This is a genomic window from Amycolatopsis thailandensis, from assembly GCF_042723255.1.
Taxonomy (GTDB): domain Bacteria; phylum Actinomycetota; class Actinomycetes; order Mycobacteriales; family Pseudonocardiaceae; genus Amycolatopsis; species Amycolatopsis thailandensis.
In genome coordinates, this window is sequence record NZ_JBHXJK010000057.1 from 5,283 (window position 1) to 26,301 (window position 21,019).

17 protein-coding genes are annotated in these 21,019 nt (G+C 69.3%); 12 read left to right on the forward strand and 5 right to left on the reverse strand.

Annotated elements, in window-relative coordinates:
- Nucleotides 1–351: 351 nt before the first annotated feature.
- Both ACFWMR_RS22925 and ACFWMR_RS22930 read right to left on the reverse strand, forming a co-directional pair.
- Nucleotides 352–987, reverse strand: a complete 636-nt coding sequence (locus tag ACFWMR_RS22925) for a response regulator (RefSeq protein ID WP_378379808.1) — start codon at nt 985–987, stop codon at nt 352–354.
- On the reverse strand, nt 984–2,159 hold the full coding sequence (locus tag ACFWMR_RS22930; protein ID WP_378379809.1) for a sensor histidine kinase: 1,176 nt from the start codon (nt 2,157–2,159) through the stop codon (nt 984–986). Before ACFWMR_RS22930 ends, ACFWMR_RS22925 begins: the two co-directional genes overlap by 4 nt.
- A 169-nt stretch (nt 2,160–2,328) precedes the next feature.
- On the opposite strand from ACFWMR_RS22930, the gene ACFWMR_RS22935 reads away from it, so the two are divergent.
- The 6 genes from ACFWMR_RS22935 to ACFWMR_RS22960 all read left to right on the forward strand — a co-directional run bounded on the left by ACFWMR_RS22935 (nt 2,329) and on the right by ACFWMR_RS22960 (nt 7,636).
- A complete protein-coding gene (locus ACFWMR_RS22935; protein WP_378379810.1) occupies nt 2,329–3,411 on the forward strand; it encodes an ABC transporter permease in 1,083 nt (360 codons plus the stop codon).
- A complete protein-coding gene (locus tag ACFWMR_RS22940; protein WP_378379811.1) occupies nt 3,408–4,091 on the forward strand; it encodes an ABC transporter ATP-binding protein in 684 nt (227 codons plus the stop codon). Before ACFWMR_RS22935 ends, ACFWMR_RS22940 begins: the two co-directional genes overlap by 4 nt.
- Before the next feature lie 206 nt (nt 4,092–4,297).
- Nucleotides 4,298–5,041, forward strand: coding sequence for an ANTAR domain-containing protein (locus ACFWMR_RS22945; RefSeq protein ID WP_378379812.1), 744 nt, complete (start codon nt 4,298–4,300; stop codon nt 5,039–5,041).
- A gap of 153 nt (nt 5,042–5,194) precedes the next feature.
- The gene (locus tag ACFWMR_RS22950; protein WP_378379813.1) at nt 5,195–6,121 is read left to right on the forward strand and encodes a universal stress protein; all 927 of its coding nucleotides are present in this window, start codon (nt 5,195–5,197) and stop codon (nt 6,119–6,121) included.
- A 13-nt stretch (nt 6,122–6,134) separates the two neighbouring features.
- Complete coding sequence (locus tag ACFWMR_RS22955) at nt 6,135–6,740, forward strand: CBS domain-containing protein (protein WP_378379814.1); 606 nt, start codon at nt 6,135–6,137, stop codon at nt 6,738–6,740.
- Nucleotides 6,737–7,636, forward strand: a complete 900-nt coding sequence (locus tag ACFWMR_RS22960; RefSeq protein ID WP_378379815.1) for a universal stress protein — start codon at nt 6,737–6,739, stop codon at nt 7,634–7,636. The genes ACFWMR_RS22955 and ACFWMR_RS22960 overlap by 4 nt, the downstream gene beginning before the upstream one ends.
- Before the next feature lie 323 nt (nt 7,637–7,959).
- On the opposite strand, the gene ACFWMR_RS22965 is transcribed toward ACFWMR_RS22960, so the two are convergent.
- Nucleotides 7,960–9,009, reverse strand: coding sequence for a hypothetical protein (locus ACFWMR_RS22965; RefSeq protein ID WP_378379816.1), 1,050 nt, complete (start codon nt 9,007–9,009; stop codon nt 7,960–7,962).
- Nucleotides 9,010–9,357: 348 nt separating this feature from the next.
- Here ACFWMR_RS22965 and ACFWMR_RS22970 point away from each other — a divergent pair, with 348 nt between their 5' ends.
- A complete protein-coding gene (locus tag ACFWMR_RS22970; protein WP_378379817.1) occupies nt 9,358–11,094 on the forward strand; it encodes a sensor histidine kinase in 1,737 nt (578 codons plus the stop codon).
- On the opposite strand, the gene ACFWMR_RS22975 is transcribed toward ACFWMR_RS22970, so the two are convergent.
- Entirely contained in the window at nt 11,091–11,753 is a 663-nt protein-coding gene (locus ACFWMR_RS22975; protein ID WP_093937388.1) for a response regulator transcription factor, read from the reverse strand. The genes ACFWMR_RS22970 and ACFWMR_RS22975 overlap by 4 nt on opposite strands.
- 235 nt (nt 11,754–11,988) lie before the next feature.
- Here ACFWMR_RS22975 and ACFWMR_RS22980 point away from each other — a divergent pair, with 235 nt between their 5' ends.
- The 4 genes from ACFWMR_RS22980 to ACFWMR_RS22995 all read left to right on the forward strand — a co-directional run bounded on the left by ACFWMR_RS22980 (nt 11,989) and on the right by ACFWMR_RS22995 (nt 15,350).
- Entirely contained in the window at nt 11,989–12,984 is a 996-nt protein-coding gene (locus ACFWMR_RS22980; RefSeq protein ID WP_378379818.1) for an Acg family FMN-binding oxidoreductase, read from the forward strand.
- A gap of 146 nt (nt 12,985–13,130) precedes the next feature.
- Nucleotides 13,131–13,655: a flavodoxin family protein gene (locus ACFWMR_RS22985; RefSeq protein WP_378379819.1), complete on the forward strand. Its 525-nt coding sequence runs from the start codon at nt 13,131–13,133 to the stop codon at nt 13,653–13,655.
- Between the two features lie 40 nt (nt 13,656–13,695).
- A complete protein-coding gene (locus ACFWMR_RS22990) occupies nt 13,696–14,577 on the forward strand; it encodes a universal stress protein (RefSeq protein ID WP_378379820.1) in 882 nt (293 codons plus the stop codon).
- Nucleotides 14,574–15,350: a ribosome hibernation promotion factor gene (locus tag ACFWMR_RS22995; RefSeq protein WP_378379821.1), complete on the forward strand. Its 777-nt coding sequence runs from the start codon at nt 14,574–14,576 to the stop codon at nt 15,348–15,350. The genes ACFWMR_RS22990 and ACFWMR_RS22995 overlap by 4 nt, the downstream gene beginning before the upstream one ends.
- 4 nt (nt 15,351–15,354) lie before the next feature.
- Here ACFWMR_RS22995 and ACFWMR_RS23000 read toward each other — a convergent pair whose 3' ends face one another.
- Entirely contained in the window at nt 15,355–17,913 is a 2,559-nt protein-coding gene (locus ACFWMR_RS23000) for a helix-turn-helix transcriptional regulator (protein WP_378379822.1), read from the reverse strand.
- 210 nt (nt 17,914–18,123) lie between these two features.
- Here ACFWMR_RS23000 and lanL point away from each other — a divergent pair, with 210 nt between their 5' ends.
- A complete protein-coding gene (gene lanL / locus ACFWMR_RS23005) occupies nt 18,124–20,874 on the forward strand; it encodes a class IV lanthionine synthetase LanL (RefSeq protein WP_378379823.1) in 2,751 nt (916 codons plus the stop codon).
- Nucleotides 20,875–21,019: the final 145 nt, after the last annotated feature.

Genomic DNA, 21,019 nt, shown 5'->3' on the forward strand with positions numbered 1-21,019 from the left:
CTCTACATCTCGGGCGCCCCGGTTGTTTTGGGGGGGGTTTTTAAAAACTTCATAAATATGCCGATGTATACCACCACACCCCCACCCCTCATTAGCCCGAATCACCACTCACGAGCCGTTGGCCCGATGCGTACCGGCAGGATCTAGCTTCGTGCAAGCCACTTTTCGGAACCTCAGACGTCCCGAAACCCCATAAATCGGAGGCTCAACCGTCGCTGAAGGTCCGCTGTGGACACTCGGGGTGCGACTGCTCGCCGGCCAGTCCGGAACCATGCCCTCAGGCAGCGAAGAAGGCATGCTCAGCAGGATCGATCCTGCCGTATTCGCCTCACCGCCCGAATACGAGAGCCGTCAGCGGCGGATGAGACCGAGGTCGGTCGCGGTGGCGACGGCGGCGGTGCGTGAGTCGACCCCGAGTTTGGTGTAGCTGCGGGCCAGATGGGATTTCACGGTGCCCTCGGTCAGGTGGAGCTTGTCGGCGATCGCCCGGTTGGACAGGCCGTCGGCCACCAGGACCAGCACTTCGATCTCGCGCCGGGTCAATGCCGTGGTGGGCATGCGCATACGGCTCATGAGCCGGTCGGCGACGGTCGGTGCCAGCGTGGTGCGCCCCGCCGCGGCGGTGCGCACGGCGGCCGCCAGGTCTTCGGGAGGCGCGTCCTTCAGGAGATAGCCGGTGGCTCCGGCTTCGATGGCGGGCAGGGTGTCGGCGTCGGTGTCGTAGGTGGTGACGATCAGAACCCGGGGTGCGTCCGGCCTCGCCGTGATCGCCGCGGTCGCTTCGGCTCCGGTCATTCCGGGGCCGAAGCGCAGATCCATCAGCACGACGTCGATGTCGCCTTCCGCGGCGCGGGCCACCGCGTCCTCCGCTGTCGCGGCTTCGGCCGTGACGACGAGGCCGGGTTCGGTTTCCAGCACGGCGCGCAGTCCCGCCCGGACGATGGGGTGGTCGTCGGCCAGCAGGAGACGGATCGGGGGCTCGGTCACGGGCGTTCCTTGGGTTCGACGGGCAACCGCACGGACAATGTGGTGCCGTGGCCGGCGGCCGAACCGACGCTCAGGGTTCCGTTGAGGGCCTCGGCCCGGGAGCGCATCGCGGTCAAGCCGAAGCCGCTGTGCCCGGGATCGAAGCCGATCCCGTCGTCGGCGACGACGAGGGCGACGTGCTTGTCCAGATAGCTCAACGAGACCTCGGCGGTGGACGCCTCGGCGTGCCGGACGGTGTTCGCGAGAGCCGCCTGGCCGATGCGCAGCAACGCGACCTCGTGCGTGGTCGGCAGCGGCACGGGAGTGCCGGAGAGATGGAAACTCGCGGTGATCCGGTGCCGGGCGGTGGTGGTGGCGCACAGGCGTTTCAGTGCGTCGGCCAACGTGGAGTCGTCGAGCGCGGGAGGGGACAGGGCGACGACGAAACGGCGGGCTTCGGCGAGGTTGTCCGCGGCCGCCTGGCGGGCTTGCTCGACGTAACGGGCGGCGTTCCCTGCGTTTTCGGGAAGCGTCCTTTCGGCGGCGACCAGCAGGAGCTGGATACTCGACAGCCCCTGGGCGAGGGTGTCGTGGATCTCGTGGGCCAGCCGCTCCCGCTCGGCGAGCACCCCCGCTTCGTGCTGAGCCTCGGCGAGATCCACCCGGGTCTCGGTGAGCTTTTTGATCAGGTTCCGGCGACGTTCGCTTTCGCGGTACAACGCCTGATAACCCCAGACGACGGCGACCGCGACGGCGGCGCCGAGCGCCGGGCCGATCGCCGCCGCCGGGACGAAGGCACCCTGATGGACGGCGAACGCGGTGATCGCCGCCAGCGCGGTCGCGATCACCGCGAACAGGCCATGGCGGCGTGGCAGCAGGTGCAGTTGCAGGAAGTACAACGGGAAGGCGACCCACACGCCGTCCGCGGTCAGCACCAGCAGGGCCACCCACGCGACGCCCACCGCGAGCAACCACCACGCGGCGGCTCGCACTGACGCCCTGATGTGGGGCAGAAGCGGGCCGGCCGCGTACACCGCACCGCAGACCACCGCCATCGCGACCACCGCCGCCGCCCGGGGCGAGCCTGCCGCCACCGCCCGCACGGCCGCCAGCGCGAGCAGAGCGAAGAGCAGCAGGTGCAGACACCAGGTCAGCAGCTTGCTGGTCGGGGTCAAAACGGGCGCGGTGATCACAATGCGTCCAGGCTACGTAGCCGGATCGGGGAGCGCCTCTATCCAAAGGTAGAGGCGGCGTGCCGTCTTCCGGCCCGCGAAGTGTGGTCTCCGGCCAGATGTCCTCGCCCGGGCAGGCGGCGATCGTGGAGAGGTACCAGCCACCCGCCGGAAAGGACAGACCAGAGCCGTGTTCGTCGCCTGGAGAGACCTGAGATTCGCCAAAGGGCGATTCGCCCTGATGGGTGCCGTAGTCGTGCTGATCACCCTGTTGGTCGGCCTGTTGTCCGGGCTCACCGCCGGGCTGGGCGAGCAGAACATCTCCGCGATCACCGGCCTGCCCGCGGACAAGATCGTCTTCGCCGCTCCTGGCGACGGACAGAACCTCTCCTATGCCAATTCCGCTCTCACCGAGACACAGCGGCGGCAGTGGGCCGATACCCCGGGTGTCACCGATGCCGAGCCGCTGGGCATCGCCACCACCAAGGCCACTGCGGGAAACCGCAGCGCCGGGATCTCCGTGTTCGGCGTCCCGCCCGGTTCGGCGCTCGCTCCGGACAGCGGCGCGATCAGGGACGACTCGGTGGTGCTGTCCACGTCCGCGGCCGATGACCTGGGCGTCCGGACCGGAGACACCTTGTCGGTGGCCGGACGTCCACTGACGGTCGCCGCGGTGTCGGGGGACGCCTGGTTCAGCCACACGCCGGTGGTCTGGGCGAGCCTCGGAGTCTGGGCGAGGACGGTGCCACCCGCGGGCGGCGCGCAGAGCGCGACCGTGCTCGCGCTGACCACCGGCGCCGACGTCGACGTCGCGGCCACTGACAGTGCCTTGGGCACGAAGACGGTTTCGAAGAACGACTCGTTGTCCGCGATCGGCTCCTACACCTCAGAAAACGGTTCGCTGCAACTGATGCGAGGCTTCCTGTTCGCCATCTCGGCTCTCGTGATCGGCGCCTTCTTCACTGTCTGGACCATCCAGCGTGCCGGTGACATCGCCGTGCTCAAGGCGCTGGGGGCCAGTACCGGGTTCCTGCTGAAGGACGCGCTCGGCCAGGCTGTCGTGCTTCTCGTCGGCGGCACCGCCGTCGGGACCGGACTGGCCGTCGGCCTCGGTGCCCTGGTCGCCGGCTCCGCGGTGCCCTTTCTGCTGACTCCTGCCACCGTGCTCGTCCCGGCCGCCGTCATGATCCTGCTCGGCGCGCTGGGGGCCGCCCTTTCCGTTCGCCGCATCACCTCCGTCGACCCGCTGACCGCACTGGGGAGTGCCCGATGAGTTTGAACCTGACCGGCGTCACCCTCACCTATCCCGACGGCGACGCCCGCCTCACCGCTCTTGACGACGTCACCCTGGATGTTCCGGCGGGTGGGCTCACCGCGGTCGCCGGACCGTCCGGCTCCGGCAAATCCAGCCTGCTCGCCGTCGCCGCCACCCTCATCAGCCCGGACGACGGGGCCGTCACCGTCGACGGCACTGTGACCACCGGCCTGACCCGTGGCGAACTCACCGAACTGAGGCGTCGCAAGATCGGAATCGTGTTCCAGCAGCCCAATCTGCTGCCCTCGCTCACCGCCGTCGAACAACTCCAGGTCATGGCCCGGATCGACGGCCGTTCTCCGGCCAAAGCCCGTGGCGCGGCCATGGAACTCCTTGACGCCGTCGGGCTGGCGCCGCAGGCAGGACGACGTCCGCATCAGCTCTCCGGCGGTCAACGGCAGCGGGTGAACATCGCCCGCGCGCTGATGAACGAGCCCACCGTGCTGCTGATCGACGAACCGACGAGCGCCCTCGACCACGATCGCGGTGCCACGATCGTCGACCTGATCACCCGCCTCACCCACGAACGCGCGACCGCCACCGTCCTGGTCACCCACGACCGAGCCCACCTGGCCGCGGTGGACCGGATCGCCGAAGTCCACGACGGGAGGTTGAGCATCCCCTCACCGGTCGGCTGAGCTTGTGATGCCTTCGCAGGGAAAACCATCTTGTCCGCTGATAAGGGAGAGCGGATAGTGGATCCGTGGCGTGTCTCGATGCGGCTGCCGCCTGGATGCCGCGCGACAGCGAACCGCCTGGAGTGATGTCGGGCGACAAGGGGACCCAGCGGATATCGACTGCCGTGCACGGGCAGCCGATCGACATTGATGCCCTTCTTAGGCATTTGCGTGACCGGGCGACCTTGGAGCACGCGGCCGGCGTGCTGATGGCCCGGTACGAACTGGCCGATGCCACGACGGCGATCCACGCGCTGCGAACCGCCGCGCTCCGTCACCACGTGGGCCCGAACGCGCTGGCCAGGGCGTTGATCGTCGCGCCTCGCCCGTGGCGGGAAGGCCCTTGGTTTCCGCCACGGGTCTGGCGGAGCGCGCCGGAACTCGATTTCCTGCCCGCCACGTCCACGATCCGGCCGGCGGGACTGCTGTGGGCGGCCTTGGACCGCGTGACCGACCGGGCCCAAACCGCCCAGGGCGACATCCAATCGGTGACCAAGAACCGGACGGGCCTGAAACTGGAACGTGCCGAAGGATTCTCCGCCGAGTTCTTCCAGCACTTCGCCCATGTCGAGGGTGATGCCACCGCGTGCGGTATCGCCATGCGGGTGCGTGAACCGATCACGGTCGCCGAAGTCACCAAGTCCGGCATTTTCGATCGGCCGGCGCTCGAAGCCCTCGTCGCGGAGAAGGTCCGGGCCGTGTACAGCCTGCCCTTGTGCGGTCCGGACGGATGTGAAGGCGTGGTTTCCGTTCACTATCACCGCCCCGGGCAAGGACCGTCGAAGGCGACTCGCGACGAACTGTCCCGGATCGCGTACCAGACGGCGACCTGGCTGCACTGGTACCGCCGGACGGCCACCCTCGACGCCCTCGAAGACCTCCATCACCACCGGGCCCGCTTTCCGGGCTGAATCCCGACGATAGGGACTTTCGCCCTTTCGTCCCGGGCTGGACCGCCAAGGGAACGGGACGGACGGCCAAGGGCCGCGGGACTTCATCCTCTGCGATCAGATCGACCCCTCGTTCGAGACTGAGGCCGTCGAAACACGACGAGAGGAGCAGGGATGCCGGTCGCCACGGACGGGACGATCGTCGCCGGGATCGACGGTTCCCGGTCCGCGAGGACGGCGGCGTCGTGGGCGGCGGACGACGCTTCACGACGAGGAGTGCCGCTACGGCTCGTCCATGTCTACCGGGTACCGGTCGCGAAGATGCCGGGGATCCTTCCCCCGGAAGAAACGATCCGCGCGGGGTTCGCACATCAGGGCCAAGAGTGGATCGCCCGGGCCCGGGACGGGGTCCTGAGCCGGTTTCCGAAGCTGGTCGTCGAGACCGCGGTCCGGGAGTGGAGCGCCGTTCCCGCGCTGATCCAGGAGTCGACGACGGCGGCGATAGTGGTGTTGGGGTCACGAGGTTTGGGCGGATTCACCGGACCGTTGATCGGCTCCACGGCGGTCTCGCTCGCCCGACACGGCCATTGCCCGATCGTGGTGGCTCGCGGACGGCGGCCCGACGGCCCGCTGCCCGACGAGGGCCGGATCGTCGTGGGTACCGACGGATCTCCCACCAGCGAAGCCGCCCTCGGGTTCGGCTTCGACGAAGCGAGGTTGCGGGACAGCGGCTTGACCGTTGTCCGGACCTGGTCCGAAGTGCTGGACCACGGTGCGCTCCGGCCGCATCTCCTCGACGTCGACGCCGTGGAAATCGAGGCGGACGAGTGGAAGTCGGTCGAGGAGCAAGTGGCTCCCTGGCAGGACAAGTACCCGGACGTTCCGGTCGAGGTCGTCGTGCGCCGGGGGCGCCCCATCCGCACCCTGCTCGAGTTCGGCACCCGGGCACGCCTGGTCGTGGTCGGCTGCCGGGGACGAGGCGGGTTCGAAGGCATGCTCCTCGGCTCGACGAGCCAGGCGCTGGTCGCCCATTCGGAATGTCCTGTCGCCGTCATCCGGCCCGCGGTGCCGAGTGAGGCCGATGGCGGCACGCGACCGTGAGACGGGAGGCGACATGCGGGCAAGAGACCTGATGACGAGGCCGGTCGTCACCGTCGCACCGGAGATGACCGCCAAGCGCGCCGCCGGACTGCTGACCGAACACGGCTTCACCGCTCTTCCGGTGGTGAACGACGACGATCACTTGATCGGCATCGTGACCGAGGCGGACCTGATCCGGGACCGGTTCCCCGAGGACATCCGGTCGGCGCGGCACCCGGCGGGCCAGACGACGCCGGGAGTCACCGTGGCCGAGGTGATGACGACGCCCGTCACCGGGATGAGCGCCGGGGCGGATCTCGCGGACGTCGGCAGAGCGCTGCTCGACGGCAAGATCCGCGCGATACCCATCGTGGACGGTGCGAAGGTGGTGGGCATCCTCACGCGGGGCGATTTCGTCCGCGCGTTCGCCCGGGCCGACGACGCGATCGCCGCCGACGTCCGGCATCACCTCGCGATCTACGGCGGGCCCGGCCGATGGACGGTGGAGGTCCAGGACGGGCTGGTCAGCATCGGTGACCGATACGGGAACGACACCGGCCACCACGTGGCGAAGGTCATCGCCGAAGGGATTCCCGGTGTCGTACAAGCGAAGGTGACTTACCAGGAGGGCGAGGAATGACAGCCGCGCTGAACAGGATCGTCGTCGGGGTGGACGGGGCGGAGCCGGGACGCGCGGCCGCTCGATGGGCGGCGACCCGCGCCGCCGAACGGGGTCTGGGACTGCTGATCGTGCATGCCCTCCACGTGGAGCAGCGGGCCTACGGTGGTGGGCTCGCCGGCCCCGCGCCGTGGTTCGACGTGCTAGCCGCGGACGGGCGGCGAATCCTCGACGAAGCGGTGGAAGAGGCAGGGACGGCGGCTCCCGGCGTCCGGGTGGACACCCTCATGCCCACGGGTTCTCCGGTCGCGGTCCTGGCAGACGTGTCGAAGTCGGCGGCGATGGTGGTGATCGGCGGCACGGGCAAGGGCTTCTTCGGGGAGATGACCATCGGTTCGACGGCGTCGGCGATCATCGCGCACGCGTATTGTCCGGTGGTCGTGCTCCGGGGCCGAAAGGGCACGGCGAACTATCCCGATGCCGGGCCGGTGGTCGTCGGCGTCGACGGGAGCCCGCTGAGCGAACAGGCCTTGGAGGCCGCGTTCGAAGAAGCTTCACGCCGGAACGCGTCGTTGGTCGCGGTGCACGCCTGGTCGGACGTCACCTACGACGACGTCTACGGCATGGCGCGGCTGGTCACCCAATGGGAGTCCATCGAGGACGACGAACGCAGGCTGCTCGCGCAGCGCCTGGCGGGCTGGCAGGAGAAGTACCCGGACGTCGCGGTAGAACGCTCACTCGTGCGTGACCGGCCGAGACAGGTCCTGCTGGAATGGAGCGCGAAAGCGCAACTGGTGGTGGTGGGCAGCCGCGGTCGCGGTGGATTCACCGGCCTCCTGCTCGGCTCGACCAGCCAAGCACTGGCCCATCACGCCGAATGCCCGGTGATGGTGGTCCGGCCGAGGCGCACCCGGTGACCGCTGCCGATTCCCGGACGTCGGCTGGACAGCGTGGTCGTCGCCCGAAATCGGCGACGACACCACCGTGGTGGCCCAGGCGCGCGAACGAGTGTCCACAGTGGACACTGTCGCGATCCGGTTCGTGCACGGTGCTTCGCGAACCGGCCCGGAACGGCTCGACGGGATCACGGCGGTCGCGTCGTTCCACGCCACTCTCCCTCCCGTCACGCGGTGCACCGCGCCACGTTTGCTGTGCTGTCACCTGGGCGCGGGGGCTTCGGTGACCGCGATCCGCGATGGCCCCGAGATCCGGCGCGCCGGATCTCGGCGAGGGCCAGGACTCAGGTGCGGTACCAGGCGATCCCGCGATAGGTGGCTTCAGCGGGGTCGTAGCCGTAGCCGATGATGACGTTGCCCGTCATCGTGATGTGCTGAGCCACGATGGCGTCGAGGCCGGCCGGTGAGGGCAGCGGGTGCGGTGTCGCGTCCTCGTCCCACCAGACCGGACGCACCTTCGTGCCGCCGGCCGACTCGCCGACGACCACGCCCGCGTCGTCGATGTCGAAGCAGGTACTGGTGGTGTCGGGCGGCAGCGGAGGCAGCACGGTGGGTTCACCCGACCAGTTCCAGCGGATGCCGATCTGCTGCCCGTCCGTCGTCGCGCCCCAGCCGATCGTCGCTCCGTCATTGGTGAGTTTCAGCGTCTGCCCGGTCCGGAAGACCGGGCCGCCGGTCAAGAGCGTGGCCTGGCCGTCGCGGTTCCACGACACTCCGTCGGCGGCCACCACACCCTGGTCGTTGATGCAGTGGGCGGTCGCGCGACGTGGCGAGGGCAACCTGCTGACCTCTCCCGTACGGCTCCAGCGCACCGCGGTGCGGGCACCCGAGCCGTCCTTGGCTGTCCCGGCGACCTCGTCCAGCTCGTTCAGGTCGTGCGCCTGGGTCTCGCCGTCGGCCGTCAACGGTTCGAGCTCCGCGAGACGACTGTCCGGAGTCCACCGGACCGCGCGCCAGCGATAGCCGGGTTCCATCGCGCCGCCCAGCATCGAGCCTCGGTCGTTGATCCGGTTCACCGCGCCCGAGATCGTGCCATCGGGCAGGTCGAGACGCTGGACGCCACCGGCGGGATCCCAGCGCACCGGGAGGAGGTGCTCGCCGTCGTGAAGGATTCCCGCGGTGACTCCGGTTTTGTTGACACCGCAGGCACGGCCGCCCGAGTAGCCGTCGAGAACGGCCAAGGCGGACGGGACACCCTCGCGGTTCCAACGGGCCGGTGTGGAGCCTGACTCGCCGACGACGAATTCGGTGTCACTGACCGAGTACGCGCTGGTGCCCTCGCCGCCGGTCAGCGGCCGCAGGTCGATCGCGGTGTAGCCGGTTCGCTCGAGCATCGCTACCGCCTGGGTGGTGGACGGGGCTGGGCACGAATGCGCAGCTTAATGCGTTCCGGGTGCGCGGCGGCGAAAGGTGGACTGACCGGGTGAACACCCGGCTGTCATCTTGTCATCGCTGTCTTCTTCGGCCCCGATCGGCCACCGTCCACAGAGGACCGGCTCGATCATGCGTTTGGGCTATCCGGCTGGGTGACTCGGGCGCATTCCGGCCGTGGCCGGTGCGTCCGGCCGGGTCGTCCCTGCGCGGAGATCGCGACATGTCTTGGCAGCGGGTCCGCTGAGTGGAACGCTGAGGCCGGTCCTGACGATGAACGAGTCGTCATTCCCTAGCGGAAGGAGGCGGCGATGTCGGCCGAGCCGCGACCGGCTGGCAGCCGGCCGCCCAGCGCGGCGGTACTGACCGGGCTCCGGCTGGACGAGTTGCTGCACGAGGTCCAGGAGCGGCTCTCGGAGATCGTCAAGACCCGGGACAGGCTGCAGGGGCTGCTCGACGCGGTCCTCGCGGTGGGAACCGGGCTCGAACTCGATTCGACCTTGCAGCGCATCGTCCAGGCCGCCGTGGAACTGGTCGACGCCCAGTACGGCGCGCTGGGCGTGGTCGGTGACGAGGACGGGCTCTCGCAGTTCGTGTACGTGGGCATCGAGCCGGAGATCCGGGCGACGATGGGACATCTGCCCGAGGGAAGAGGGCTGCTCGGCCTGCTCATCGAAGAGCCGCATCCGGTCCGGGTCCCGGATCTGTCGGCGCATCCGGCCTCGGTCGGCTTTCCCGCCAACCATCCGCCCATGCACAGTTTCGTCGGGGTTCCGGTCCGAGTGAGGGACGAGGTGTTCGGGAACCTGTATCTGACCGAGAAACGCGGAGCCGCCGAGTTCACCGCGGACGACGAGGTCGTGCTGCAGGCGCTCGCCGCCGCCGCGGGCGTGGCCATCGACAACGCCCGGCTGTTCGAGCGCTCACGGACGAGGGAACGGTGGCTGGAGGCGGTGGCGAAGGTCAACGGCGAGCTGCTCGGCGGTGCTTCGGTGATCGAAACGCTGGGCCTGATCGTCCGGAGCGTCCGGGAACTGGCCGGGGCCGACGAGGTGATGATCCTGCTGGCCGAGGACGGGCCGGAGGGAACGCGACCGCTGACGGTGACCGCGGTCTCCGGCGAACGGCATGCTTTCCTGCAAGGGAAGTCGATCTCGGGCGAGCATCCGTTGCTCGACGAGGTGTTCGATGACGGGCCTGCCTGTCTCATCGCGGACCTCGGTACGGTCTTCACCTCGGGCGACAAGGCTCTTTCCGGCCCCGGGGTGGTGGCGCCGCTGACCAGCGCGGCGGGCGTCGGCGGCGTACTGGTCGCCAGCCGGGAGAAGGGCACCCAGCAGTTCAAGGCCGACCAGATCCCGATGCTGTCCTCCTTCGGCGACCAGGCCGCGGTGGCACTCGAATTCGCGGAGAAGCAGCGCAACCAGCGCTTGCTGGACGTGCTCGCCGACCGTGACCGGATCGCGCAGGACCTCCACGATCACGTCATCCAACGGCTTTTCGCCACCGGCATGAGCTTGCAGAGCATCCTGCCGAGGGTGCCGGACGACTTCGCCCGCAACCGGGTCACCCAAGCCGTCGAGCAGCTCGACCGGACCGTCCGCGAGATCAGGACCTCGATCTTCGACCTGCACACCGCGGGAGCCGACGAGGCGACCAGCCTGCGCCGACGGCTGCTGGACGTCGTCACCGAGCTGACGACGGCTCCGGCGGTGACCCCGTCGGTCCGGATCGCCGGCGCAGTGGACACGCTCGTCCCGGCCGAGTTGTACGAGCACGCCGAAGCCGTCGTCCGGGAGGCGCTGAGCAACGCCATCCGGCATTCCGGCGCGGACGAGATCTCGGTGACCGTCGAGGCCGATACCGAACTCGCCATCGAGGTCAGCGACAACGGCGTCGGACTGCCGTCGACCGGTAGGCGCAGCGGGCTCGACAACCTTTCGCAACGAGCCGAACGGTGCGGGGGACATGCCGAGTTCACCGACCGCGCGGGCGGCGGGACCAGGATCGTGTGGCGGGTCCCGCTGTCCCGCGGTGACCGGGCCTAGTGATCACCGAACAGCGGGATCCGGTCCTCCTTCTTGAGCTCTGTCGCCAGTACGGCGGCCTGTGTCCGGCGCTGGATGCCGAGTTTGCCGAGGATCCGGGAGACGTAGTTCTTGATGGTCTTTTCCGCCAGGAAGAGCCGGTCGCCGATCTCGCGGTTGGTGAGGCCCTCACCGATGAGTTCGAAGACCGCTCGTTCCTGCTCGGACAACCCGGCGATCGGATCCTCGCGGTCGTTCTCCCGGCGGATGCGATTCATCAGCGCCGCCGTGGTGCGGCTGTCGAGCAGTGAGCCGCCGTCGGCGATGGTCCTGATCGCGGAGACGAGGTCGTTGCCGAGCACCTGCTTCAGGACGAATCCGGACGCGCCCGCCATGATCGCGGTGAAGAGGGCTTCGTCGTCGGCGTAGGACGTGAGCATCAGGCAGCGCAGACGAGTCCCGGTGGAGAGCAGTTCGCGGCACAGTTCGATGCCGGTGCCGTCCGGGAGGCGGACGTCCAGCACCGCAATGTCGGTGTCGCTCGCGGGGATCCGGGTGAGGGCCTCCGAGACCGACGCGGCTTCTCCGGAGATCTCGATGTCCGGCTCGCTGCCGAGCAGATCGAAGAGGCCGCGCCTGACGATTTCGTGATCGTCGACCAGGAACACCTTGATCGTCATGGCTCGTCCTCCTGCCGCAGGGTCCTGGCCGTGTGCCGAACGTACTCCGGCGGCCGTGGTGACACACCGGTCTGGACGTCCTGCCGTGGAAGGGCTTTGGTCCCTCACCGGACAGCGCCGCGGTTCGAGGCCGGGGCTTAGGTCCCGCCGATCCGAGCCCTCCGCACCTGCGCACGGACCCCCGGCTCGGCGCACGGTGGGGTCCCGGCACGGCACGAGCGCGGAGGACGGGAACATGATGCGGCGAAAGCAGCGAGAGGTCTGGTCCACGGCGGAGACCGAGGTACTGGCGCGGACCTTGCTGCGGGCGCCTTCGGTGCACAACACCCAGCCGTGGCTCCTGGAGTTCGAGCGGGACCGGCTGCTGCTGGTCGAGCGACGGGACCTGCTTCTCCCGGAACACGATCCGCTGGGCCGCGACCGCGTGATCTCCTGCGGCGCCGCGCTCGCGAATCTGGAAATCGCCATCCGCGTGCTCGGGTACGGGCCACGCACGGAGACCTTCCCCGACCCGGAACGCCCGGAAGTGGTCGCCTCGCTCGCGCCGGGAGAGCGGGCGCTGCCTTCGGCCGACGACTTGCACCGGTACTCGGCCATCGAGCGGCGGCGCAGCTATCGAAGGCGCTTCTCCGGACTGCCGGTCTCGCCTCAACGGATCGGTGAGCTGGTGGTCGCCGCCTCTTCGGCGGGCGTCGAAGCCAAGCCGATCCGCGACGAACTCGAACTGACCCGCGTCGCCGAGCTGCTCGAATTCGCGGCGGAAGCCCACCAGCACGACCACGGGTATCAGCGCGAGCTCGCCTTGTGGACGATCCGCGACGAGGTCTCCCATCGACACGGTGTGGGCCTCGCCGCGACGGCACTCCCGCCGGGGTCGTTGCCGTGGGCGGGGCTGGTCCGGCCGTCCACGGCACTGCCGGACAACGCGGTCCTGATGCGACGGCTGGCCGAAGAGACGCTGCTCGTGTTCTTGACCCTCGACGACACCCGGTACGACCATCTGGCGGCCGGTCACGCGGTGCAGACCACCTGGCTCGCCGCGGTCGACGGTGGTCTCGTCGGCTCGGTCCTGACTCAGCCGTTGCACCTGCCCGAGGTCCGTTCCGCGTTGTGCGAAGACCTCGAACTGGCCGGTTTCCCGCAGGCGCTCATGCGGTTCGGCCACCCCTCCGGGTCGGTGTCTTCCAGTCCTCGCCGCGCGGTCGACGAAGTACTCGGGCGCGGCTTTTGAGCGAGAGGTCCCTCAGGTTCGTATTGCGACCCGTGACGCCGAGGAGGGCCGGAGGACCCGCCTCGCAGGGCCCTTCGTTCCTGTCCACGCGGCGCGGAAACCCGGATCGTCGAGCTGTCCGCTCCGTGCCGAGGAGGAGAACGCTGATGCGCGTGATGCTGGTGTACGAGTCGATGTTCGGGAACACCGAACGCGTGGCGAAGGCCGTGGGGGACGGGCTCATGCCGTTCGCGGAGGTGTCCGTGGTCAACGTCGACGACGCCCGGTCCGCGCCGGACACCGACCTGCTGGTCGCCGGTGGGCCGACTCACGTGCACGGGCTGTCGTGGCCGTCGAGCCGGAACGAGGCGGGAAGGCAGGCGGAGGACGACGTGCGCTCGAGTACGGGTCTCCGCGAGCGGCTCGGCACCCTGAACCGGGTGTCCGGCGGCAGGCCGGTCGCGACCTTCGACACCCGGCTGGGAAAGCCCCGCTGGCTCACCGGATCCGCCGCGGTCACCGCCGCGCGCAGGTTGCGGCGGCTCGGCTTCGTGCCGCTGGTGCCCGCGGAGAGTTTCTTCGTCGAGATGGACGGACAACGGACGGTGCTGCGCACCGGTGAAGTGGAACGCGCCCGCGAGTGGGGTGCGGCGCTCGGCAGAAGGTTCGTAGCGGCCCCGAAGATCGGCTGACCGGAAAGCGGTGGTGATGGTGGGCAAGCGTGAACCCGTCATGACGGGAGTCGACGGCTCCGAAGCCGCGCTGCGGGCGGTGCGCTGGGCGGCGGGCGAAGCCGTCCGGAGCGAACGGCCGTTGCGGCTGGTCCACGCCTGTGTCCCGCCGGGTCACGACTATCCCAACCTGGAGGTCACCGCGGCCGAGGTGCGCGAGGCCATGTGGGCGACCGGTACCAGAAGACTGGAGATCGCGGCCGAGGTGGCCCGGACGTCGGAGCCGACGCTGGAGATCGAAGCCGAGACCAGGACCGGGGACCCGCGAGCCCTGCTCGTCGACGAGTCGTGGCGGGCGGCGGTGGTGGTGCTGGGGTCACGCGGGATCGCCGGTGGCGGCCGGTTGCTGCTGGGATCGTCGGGGCTCGCGCTCGCGGTCCACGGTCACTGCCCGGTCATCGTCGTCCGAGGCGATCGGACCAGGTCGGGGCCGGTACTGGTCGGCGTGGACGACTGGGGCGGCTCGGCCGCCGCCGTGCGCTTCGCGTTCCTGGAGGCTTCGACGCTCGGCGTGCCGGTGACCGTGCTCAAGACCTGGCGCGAGATCGATCCCGGCGGTTCGGGCGGCGCGCGCGAGTTCTTCCTGCGCTCCCTGGAAAAGCACATCGACCGTGTCGCCGCGGAGTTCCCGCACGTCGTGTCGGAGTGTCTCGTGGTCAAGGGGCGTCCTGGCCGCGTGTTGATGGAATACGGCGAGCGAGCCGGGCTGATCGTGGTCGGGACGCGTGGCGACAGCGGGTTCGGCGGACTCCTGCTCGGCTCGGTCGATCAGGGCTCGTCAGGGCGCGCGCCGTGCCCGATCGCCGTCGTCCGTCCGGGGGTGGTTCCCGCGTTCGGTATCCGCGACGAGGAACCGCTTTCGGTGAAGGGAGAACGAAGATGACCGGGATCAAGGTGACGCCGGATGTGCAGGTGACGGTGCGCGGTGACCTTCCGCCCGTCCTCGCCGAACGTGCCGGGCGGAAGGTGAAACGGCTTTTCGGACTCGCCCATCGTCCCGTGCTCGCCGCGTCGGTTCGGCTGAGCGAGTACGGGAATCCGCCAGTGGTCGCCCAGGCGAACCTCGACGTGAGCGGGCGGCGGCTGCGAGCCCAGGTCGCCGCGCCGACCGCCGAAGAGGCGATCGACCGCTTGGACGCGAAGTTGCGACGCCAGCTGGAACGGAGCGTGCTCCACTGGGAGGCCAGGCGCGGACGGCGGCCGGGTGTCGACCCTGACGAATGGCGGCACGATCTCCCAGCCGGCGGGACGGTCCCCTGGCCGGAGGGCGTGCGGGAGATCGTCCGGCACAAGTCCTGCTCACTCGCTCGCTCCACTGTGGACGACGCGTTCTTCGAGATGCACCTCCTGGACTACGACTTCCATCTGTTCACGGAATCAGGGACAGGGCAGGACAGCGTGCTTTACCACGCCGGCCCCACCCTGCACCGGTTGGCGCAGTCGACGCCGCCGGGACCGCATCGGCTCAGCCCGTTCACGCTCGCGGTGACCGTCAGCGGGCAACCGGCGCCGGTCCTGACGACGGAGGACGCGGTGGATCGGCTCGGCATGCTCGGTCTGCCGTTCCTCTTCTTCCTCGATCTCGAACGCGCCCGGGGCAACGTGCTCTATCGTCGGTATGACGGCCGATACGGCCTGATCACCCCGGCCGCCTAGGCGCTCACCGGAACAGCGTGGCGAGTTCGATCCTGCCGGAAATACCGAGTTTGTCGTACACATGGGCCAGATGGTTGTCCACGGTCCGGACGGACAACCGCAACCGGCGCGCGATCTCCGGGCTCGTCGCCTGCCTCGCGGCCAGCCGGGCGATCTCGCGCTCCCTCGGGGTGAGCTGCTGGGTGCCCTCGACCCCGAGGAGCCCCGGTGTCCGCGCGGTCGGGCTGCGTCGTGCCAGTTCCCGTGCCCTCGCGAGGGCGGCACCCGCTCGCCGTGAATACCCCGCGGCCTGGGCCACTCGCCCGGCCGCTGTCAGCATCTCTGCGGCGAGCAGGGGAGCGGGCAGCGCGGCGAACGCGTCCGCCGCGGCGAGCAGACCGGGTTCGTCGCCCGCGGCCAGCGCGGCGGCGGCGTCACGGTAGGCGACGGCAAGGCCGCCTTCGACAATCTCAGCGAGTACCGTCAGGCGCTTCTCCACTTGCCTCGCCGCACCGAACCGCGCGGCCTCGTACAGCACGACCGCTTCCATGCACGGAATTCCGACCTCCCTGGCGAGCGCCGCGCCGGCGAGCGCGATCTCCGCGGCGCCCCGCACGTCACCGCGGGCGGCGGTGACCCAGGCGCGATGAGCTTCGGCGTGCGGCCGGAAGAGCCGTTTCACCGCCGTTCCCGAATCTTCCTCATGAGCGCGGTCAAGGATTTCCGCCGCTTCGTCACCCGCGCCGTTCATCGCCAGTGTTCCGGCGAGGAGCGTCTCGTGCAGGTGAAGGCTGCCGGTCGGATCCTGCACCGTTTCGATGGCGACGGTTTCGCGTAGAGAGGTCACGGCGGCACGGAGTTCACCGCGCAGCTGGGCGATCAGCCCGGACAGACCGGACCAGACCGCGATCAGACCGGGATCGCCGAACCGCACGGCCGACTGGCCACCTTCTTCGGCGACGTCCTGTGCCTCGGAAGGCCTGCCCGCGAACAACAACGTGTACCCCTCGGCGAGGCGGAGGTACGGCAATCCGGTGCGGACCAGGTCGTCGTGACGTTCCGCGAGCCGCCTGCCGCGGCGCGCGAAGGAGAGCGCCGTCGAAGCCCTGCCGAGCATCGCGTAGGCATTGACCGCCGTGGTGAAGGCCCAGAGCCGCGCGTCGATCGGCGCCGACTCCAGGTCGGTGATCTTGAGCGCGATGTCGAGCGCGTCCTGGCAGTTCCCCTCGGCGAGCAGGATCAGCGCCCGGGTCACCGTCGGGTCGTCCGGGAGCATCGTCGTGGCCTCGTCGTGCCGGGCGAGTCCCCAGTACAGGAGCCTCGCCCTGGTCGTGGTCCAGTCGCTCGGCTCGGACCGGCCGCTCTCCGCGAGCACCGCGATTCCGTCCTGATGCCGCCCACACCAGCTGAGTACTTCGGCGAGCAGGGTCCGTGCCTGATCGGAACCCGCGTCGACGGCGGCGCGCGCGAGCCGTTCCGCGAGCACGAGGTCGTGGCGGGCAAGGGATTGCCGGGCCGCGGCGAGCATGTCGGGGACGCTCGGTCGCAGACCGGCGGAGAGCTGCGAGGTGGTGAGTCGCAGCAGATCGTCCCGGCGCCGCAACGAGGTCGCGCCGAGACGCTCGGCCAGGGTGCGGTGGATCTCTCTGGTACGCAGAGGTTTCAGGCCCGAACGGAGCACTTCGCCGTAGATCGGATGGGTGAGCCGGGCCTCGGAGCGACGTCCGTCGCCGGTGACCTCGAGCAGTCCGGCGCGTTCGGCCGCGAGCAGTCCGGGTTCGGGTTCGACCAGTTCGAGTGGCAAGGGTTCACCACAGGCCACCAGCTCGACGACCGCTCGCACGTCCGCGTCGCAACTGTGGAGCCGTGCCTCCACGAGTTCGTGCAGCCGCCACGCGCCGACCACCGGACCCTGCCATCGCCAGGTTCCGCTTTCCTTGGTCAGCGCACCGGATTCGAGTCCGTCGAGCACCAAAGCCTGCAGGTGCAACGGGTTGCCGTCGGCCAGTCGGCGCAGCCGGGTCCGGACGGACGCCGGGACGTGGCCGTCGAGGGCGTGTCCGATCAGGTCGTCGACGAAACGGTCGGACAACGGTGGGATCTCCGTGCGGCGGGCTTGCCCGTTCTTCCACAAGGTGAAGATCGCGTCCGGCGCACTCGCCCCGGTCACCACGGTCGCCACCACGACGACCCGCCGGTGAGTGCACAGATGATGGACCAGCGCCGCCGACCCCTCGTCGAGCAGATGGGCGTCGTCGACGGCGAGGACCGCGCCGTCCTCGTCCCAACCTGCGGAAGCCCACCGGAAAAGTGTCGTGCGGTCGGGTTCTTCGTCGGACGACGGGGTGACGGGCAGGAGATGGGAGGCCGCGCCGAGCGGGATCGACGATCCCGCTCCGGTCGCGGCCAGAAGTTCGACACGGCGCCCGGCCGCGGCCGCGCGGTCCATCGCGACCCGCAGCAACCGGGTCTTCCCGACGCCCGGCGCCCCGGCGAGGACGAGCCCACCGGTGGTCCCCGCCAGCGCTTCGTCGATCGAGGAAAGCTCTCTCCGCCGACCTACCAGCGGCCACGTCGAATCCAAGGTGGCACCCCCCTCAGATGTCCTCCGCGGATACGCTTTCGTCCCAGCGTCGATGCGGTACCGGGATACGTCAAGCGACGATGCTCCATTCGCATTGAGTAATCCGGCGGTCCGTCCGAATAGGGACCTGAGTAGTTGTTCTGCTCTGTCGGAGTGGTTTCGTCACGGCCTACGTTCGTGTCCTCAAACCGCCCACGTCGAGGACACGCAATGGCTCTCCCGCTTGTTCGTGAAGAAGACGATCTCCAGGCCATGCCGCGAACGGTGGCGCTGTCAGTGGATTTCCCGGAACCCGGCGACCTGGTTGCCGATTCCCTGGCGGACAGTGTGCTTTCCGGCTGGCTGCTCGAGCGTTCCGACAACTGGACCTGCCTGCGCCCGCCGGTGGAAGAGCCCCGTGTCCAGGGCTGGAAGCTGCACGTTTCGGCCACGGTGCTGTCCGCGCCCTGGGTGTTGCAGGCCTGTTTGCCGATCCTGCTCGCCTCTTCGGCGCAGTTCAAATTCGCCTCCACGTCGGCCGACGTGCTGAAACTCAACGACTTCCGGTGCCCTCGTGGCAATTCCGGTAAATTCATCACCGTCTATCCGCCGGATCGTGATTCTTTGCTGGAACTCGCCGAGAAGCTGCACGAAGCGACTTCCGGTCTGTCCGGTCCGGCGATCCTTTCCGATGCCCGGTATCGCCCGGGAAGCCTGGTCCATTACCGCTATGGGGCTTTCGACGGTTACCGGATGCTGACCCATGACGGTGGCTATCGCGATTGCGTCCTCGACGAGAACGGTGCGCCGGTGGAGGACCGGAGCCAGGGTTTCTTCCAGGCCCCGTCCTGGCTCCCGGACCCGTTCGGCCACGAGGACTCCACCACGGTGACGTCGGTGCTGCCGGAAGGCCGGTACGAGGTCACGCGGGTGGTCCGCCACGCGAACAAGGGCGGCGTCTACCGCGCGCTGGACCGGGAGACGGGCCGCGAGGTCATCGTCAAGGAAGCTCGGCCACACGTCGGCACTGATCGCGAAGGGCTCGACGCGCGTGACTACCTGCGGCACGAGGCGTTCGTGTTGCGGCACCTCGCCGGTACCGGACTCGTTCCGGAATACGTCGACCTTTTCGAGCAGCGGGAACACGTTTTCCTGGTCGAGGAATTCCTGGACGGCAAGGGATTCCGTGAGCGGGTCGACGGCGTGCTGCGCGACGGCGAAGGGCAGCTCGGCACTGTCGAAAGTGCCGCGTTGGCCGGAAAGCTCGCGCGATTGCTGCGCGGCTTGCACCAACGCGGCGTGGTCGTCCGCGACTTCACACCGAACAACCTGCTGACCATGCCCGACGGCTCCGTACGGCTGATCGACCTCGAACTCGCGGCCGTCCGCGTCGGGAAACCGGCCGGGTGGGTGGTGCTCGGCGCCGGCAGCGGAACCCCGGGGCTCAGCGCTCCCGAGCAGTTCGCCTGCGCGGACCCGCAGCCGTCAGTGGACCTCTTCAGTCTCGGAGCCACGCTCCTGCATCAGATCGCCCATGTGAATCCCGACTTCGCCGAGGATCTCCCCGAGGTACGCCCGCTGGAGGAACGAGTGGCCGAATGGCTCGCCCCGCCGTTGTCCCGGCCCGTCTCGCGGACGTTGAGCCGGGTGATCAAGGGGCTCGTGCGCACCGACCCCGCCGAGCGGATGAGCCTGGCGGAGGTCATCGCGCTGACCGAAAGCCCCGCACCGGCGCTCACCAGGTCGAGGGAACTGCTCTGGTCTCCGGAGCAGTGGGACGAACTCGTCGAGGGCGCACTCGGGTACCTGGTCGAGACGGCCGCGTCCGAAGCCGCCCCGAGACCTTGGCCCGAGACCGGGTTCGGGGAGCTGAACGAACCCTGTTCCGTCCAGCACGGTCTCGCGGGCACCCTCGCAGTCTTGGCGAAGCTCAGCGAGAACGACATGCACGTCGAAAGGCTTTACGACATCGTGCTGCCCCGGATACTCCGGCATCTCGACGATCAGCACCATCGTCTTCCCGGCTTGTACTTCGGTTTCTCCGGGACGGCTTGGGCGTTGTTCGACGCGGGCCGGGCCCTGGGCTGCTCCGACCTCACCGACCGGGCCCTGCGGCTGGTCAAGAACCTCATCATGGCCTGGCCGAACCCCGACATCACCCACGGGCTCTCGGGGCTGGGCACTTGCTTCCTCTACCTGGCAGGTGAGACCGGCGACGCGGAACTGGCACGGCGCGCGGTCCACTGTGCCGAGTCCGTGCTGGCCGCCGCGAATCCGGGCTCCGACGGTCTCTTGTGGACGATCCCGATGTCGTTCGACTCGGACCTCGCCGGCTATCGATCGTACGGCTTCGCCCACGGCGTGGCCGGGATCGGCGCGTTCCTGCTCGCCGCGGCGGGAGCAGCCGGACGTGAAGACTTCGCCGACGCCGCCCGGCGCTGCGGTGACACGTTGCTGACCGCGTCGAGCGTCGACGCCGGGGCGATGCACTGGCCGGACTGTCCGGGGGCGTCGCGGGCGCCGGTGTGGTGGTGCAACGGTTCCGCGGGAATCGGCACGTTCCTGTGCCGTCTCTACACCGTGACCGGGGACGAGCGTTATCTCGAAGCTTCGATCGGCGCGGCCCGTGCGGTGATGGCGACCCGGCAGTGGGCGGGAACCGCCTACTGTCACGGGCTTCCCGGCAACGGCGACTTCCTGCTGGATCTGGCCGGGGCGACCGGCGACCCGGCCTACCGGGCCTGGGCGGAGTCGATCGCACAGCTGATGTGGGCGCGGCGGATCTACCGGAACGGCCGGGCCGTACTGCCGGATGAAGGCGGCAAGGACGTCACCAGTGGCTACGGAGCGGGGATCTCCGGCCAGCTCGCTTTCCTCACCCGCCTGAAGTTCGGCGGACGGCGGCTCTTCCACCCCGACCCTTCCGCCTGGCGTGACGGCCGCTCGCCGGAGCGCTCCGGAACTCATTCCGAGAGGCGATGACCGATACGGCTGTTCGAGTCGCCGGCAAGGCCCGGTAGCGACCGCCATCCCGTAGACGAACTCGCCGGAGGCGTCGACGAGACTCCGCCTCCGGCGGGTTTCCCACGCGAGGAGACCCAGGCCATGCCTGTCGCCCCGGCCTGAT

What these genes read in the sequence shown, in the direction of transcription:
- ACFWMR_RS22990 (WP_378379820.1), top strand. Translation starts at nt 13,696, where the DNA reads ATGACGGGAGTCGACGGCTCCGAAGCCGCGCTGCGGGCGGTGCGCTGG.
- lanL (WP_378379823.1), top strand. Translation starts at nt 18,124, where the DNA reads ATGGCTCTCCCGCTTGTTCGTGAAGAAGACGATCTCCAGGCCATGCCG.
- ACFWMR_RS22980 (WP_378379818.1), top strand. Translation starts at nt 11,989, where the DNA reads ATGATGCGGCGAAAGCAGCGAGAGGTCTGGTCCACGGCGGAGACCGAG.
- ACFWMR_RS22995 (WP_378379821.1), top strand. Translation starts at nt 14,574, where the DNA reads ATGACCGGGATCAAGGTGACGCCGGATGTGCAGGTGACGGTGCGCGGT.
- ACFWMR_RS22955 (WP_378379814.1), top strand. Translation starts at nt 6,135, where the DNA reads ATGCGGGCAAGAGACCTGATGACGAGGCCGGTCGTCACCGTCGCACCG.
- ACFWMR_RS22960 (WP_378379815.1), top strand. Translation starts at nt 6,737, where the DNA reads ATGACAGCCGCGCTGAACAGGATCGTCGTCGGGGTGGACGGGGCGGAG.
- ACFWMR_RS22950 (WP_378379813.1), top strand. Translation starts at nt 5,195, where the DNA reads ATGCCGGTCGCCACGGACGGGACGATCGTCGCCGGGATCGACGGTTCC.
- ACFWMR_RS22965 (WP_378379816.1), bottom strand. Translation starts at nt 9,009, where the DNA reads ATGCTCGAGCGAACCGGCTACACCGCGATCGACCTGCGGCCGCTGACC.
- ACFWMR_RS22985 (WP_378379819.1), top strand. Translation starts at nt 13,131, where the DNA reads ATGCGCGTGATGCTGGTGTACGAGTCGATGTTCGGGAACACCGAACGC.
- ACFWMR_RS22970 (WP_378379817.1), top strand. Translation starts at nt 9,358, where the DNA reads ATGTCGGCCGAGCCGCGACCGGCTGGCAGCCGGCCGCCCAGCGCGGCG.
- ACFWMR_RS22975 (WP_093937388.1), bottom strand. Translation starts at nt 11,753, where the DNA reads ATGACGATCAAGGTGTTCCTGGTCGACGATCACGAAATCGTCAGGCGC.
- ACFWMR_RS22940 (WP_378379811.1), top strand. Translation starts at nt 3,408, where the DNA reads ATGAGTTTGAACCTGACCGGCGTCACCCTCACCTATCCCGACGGCGAC.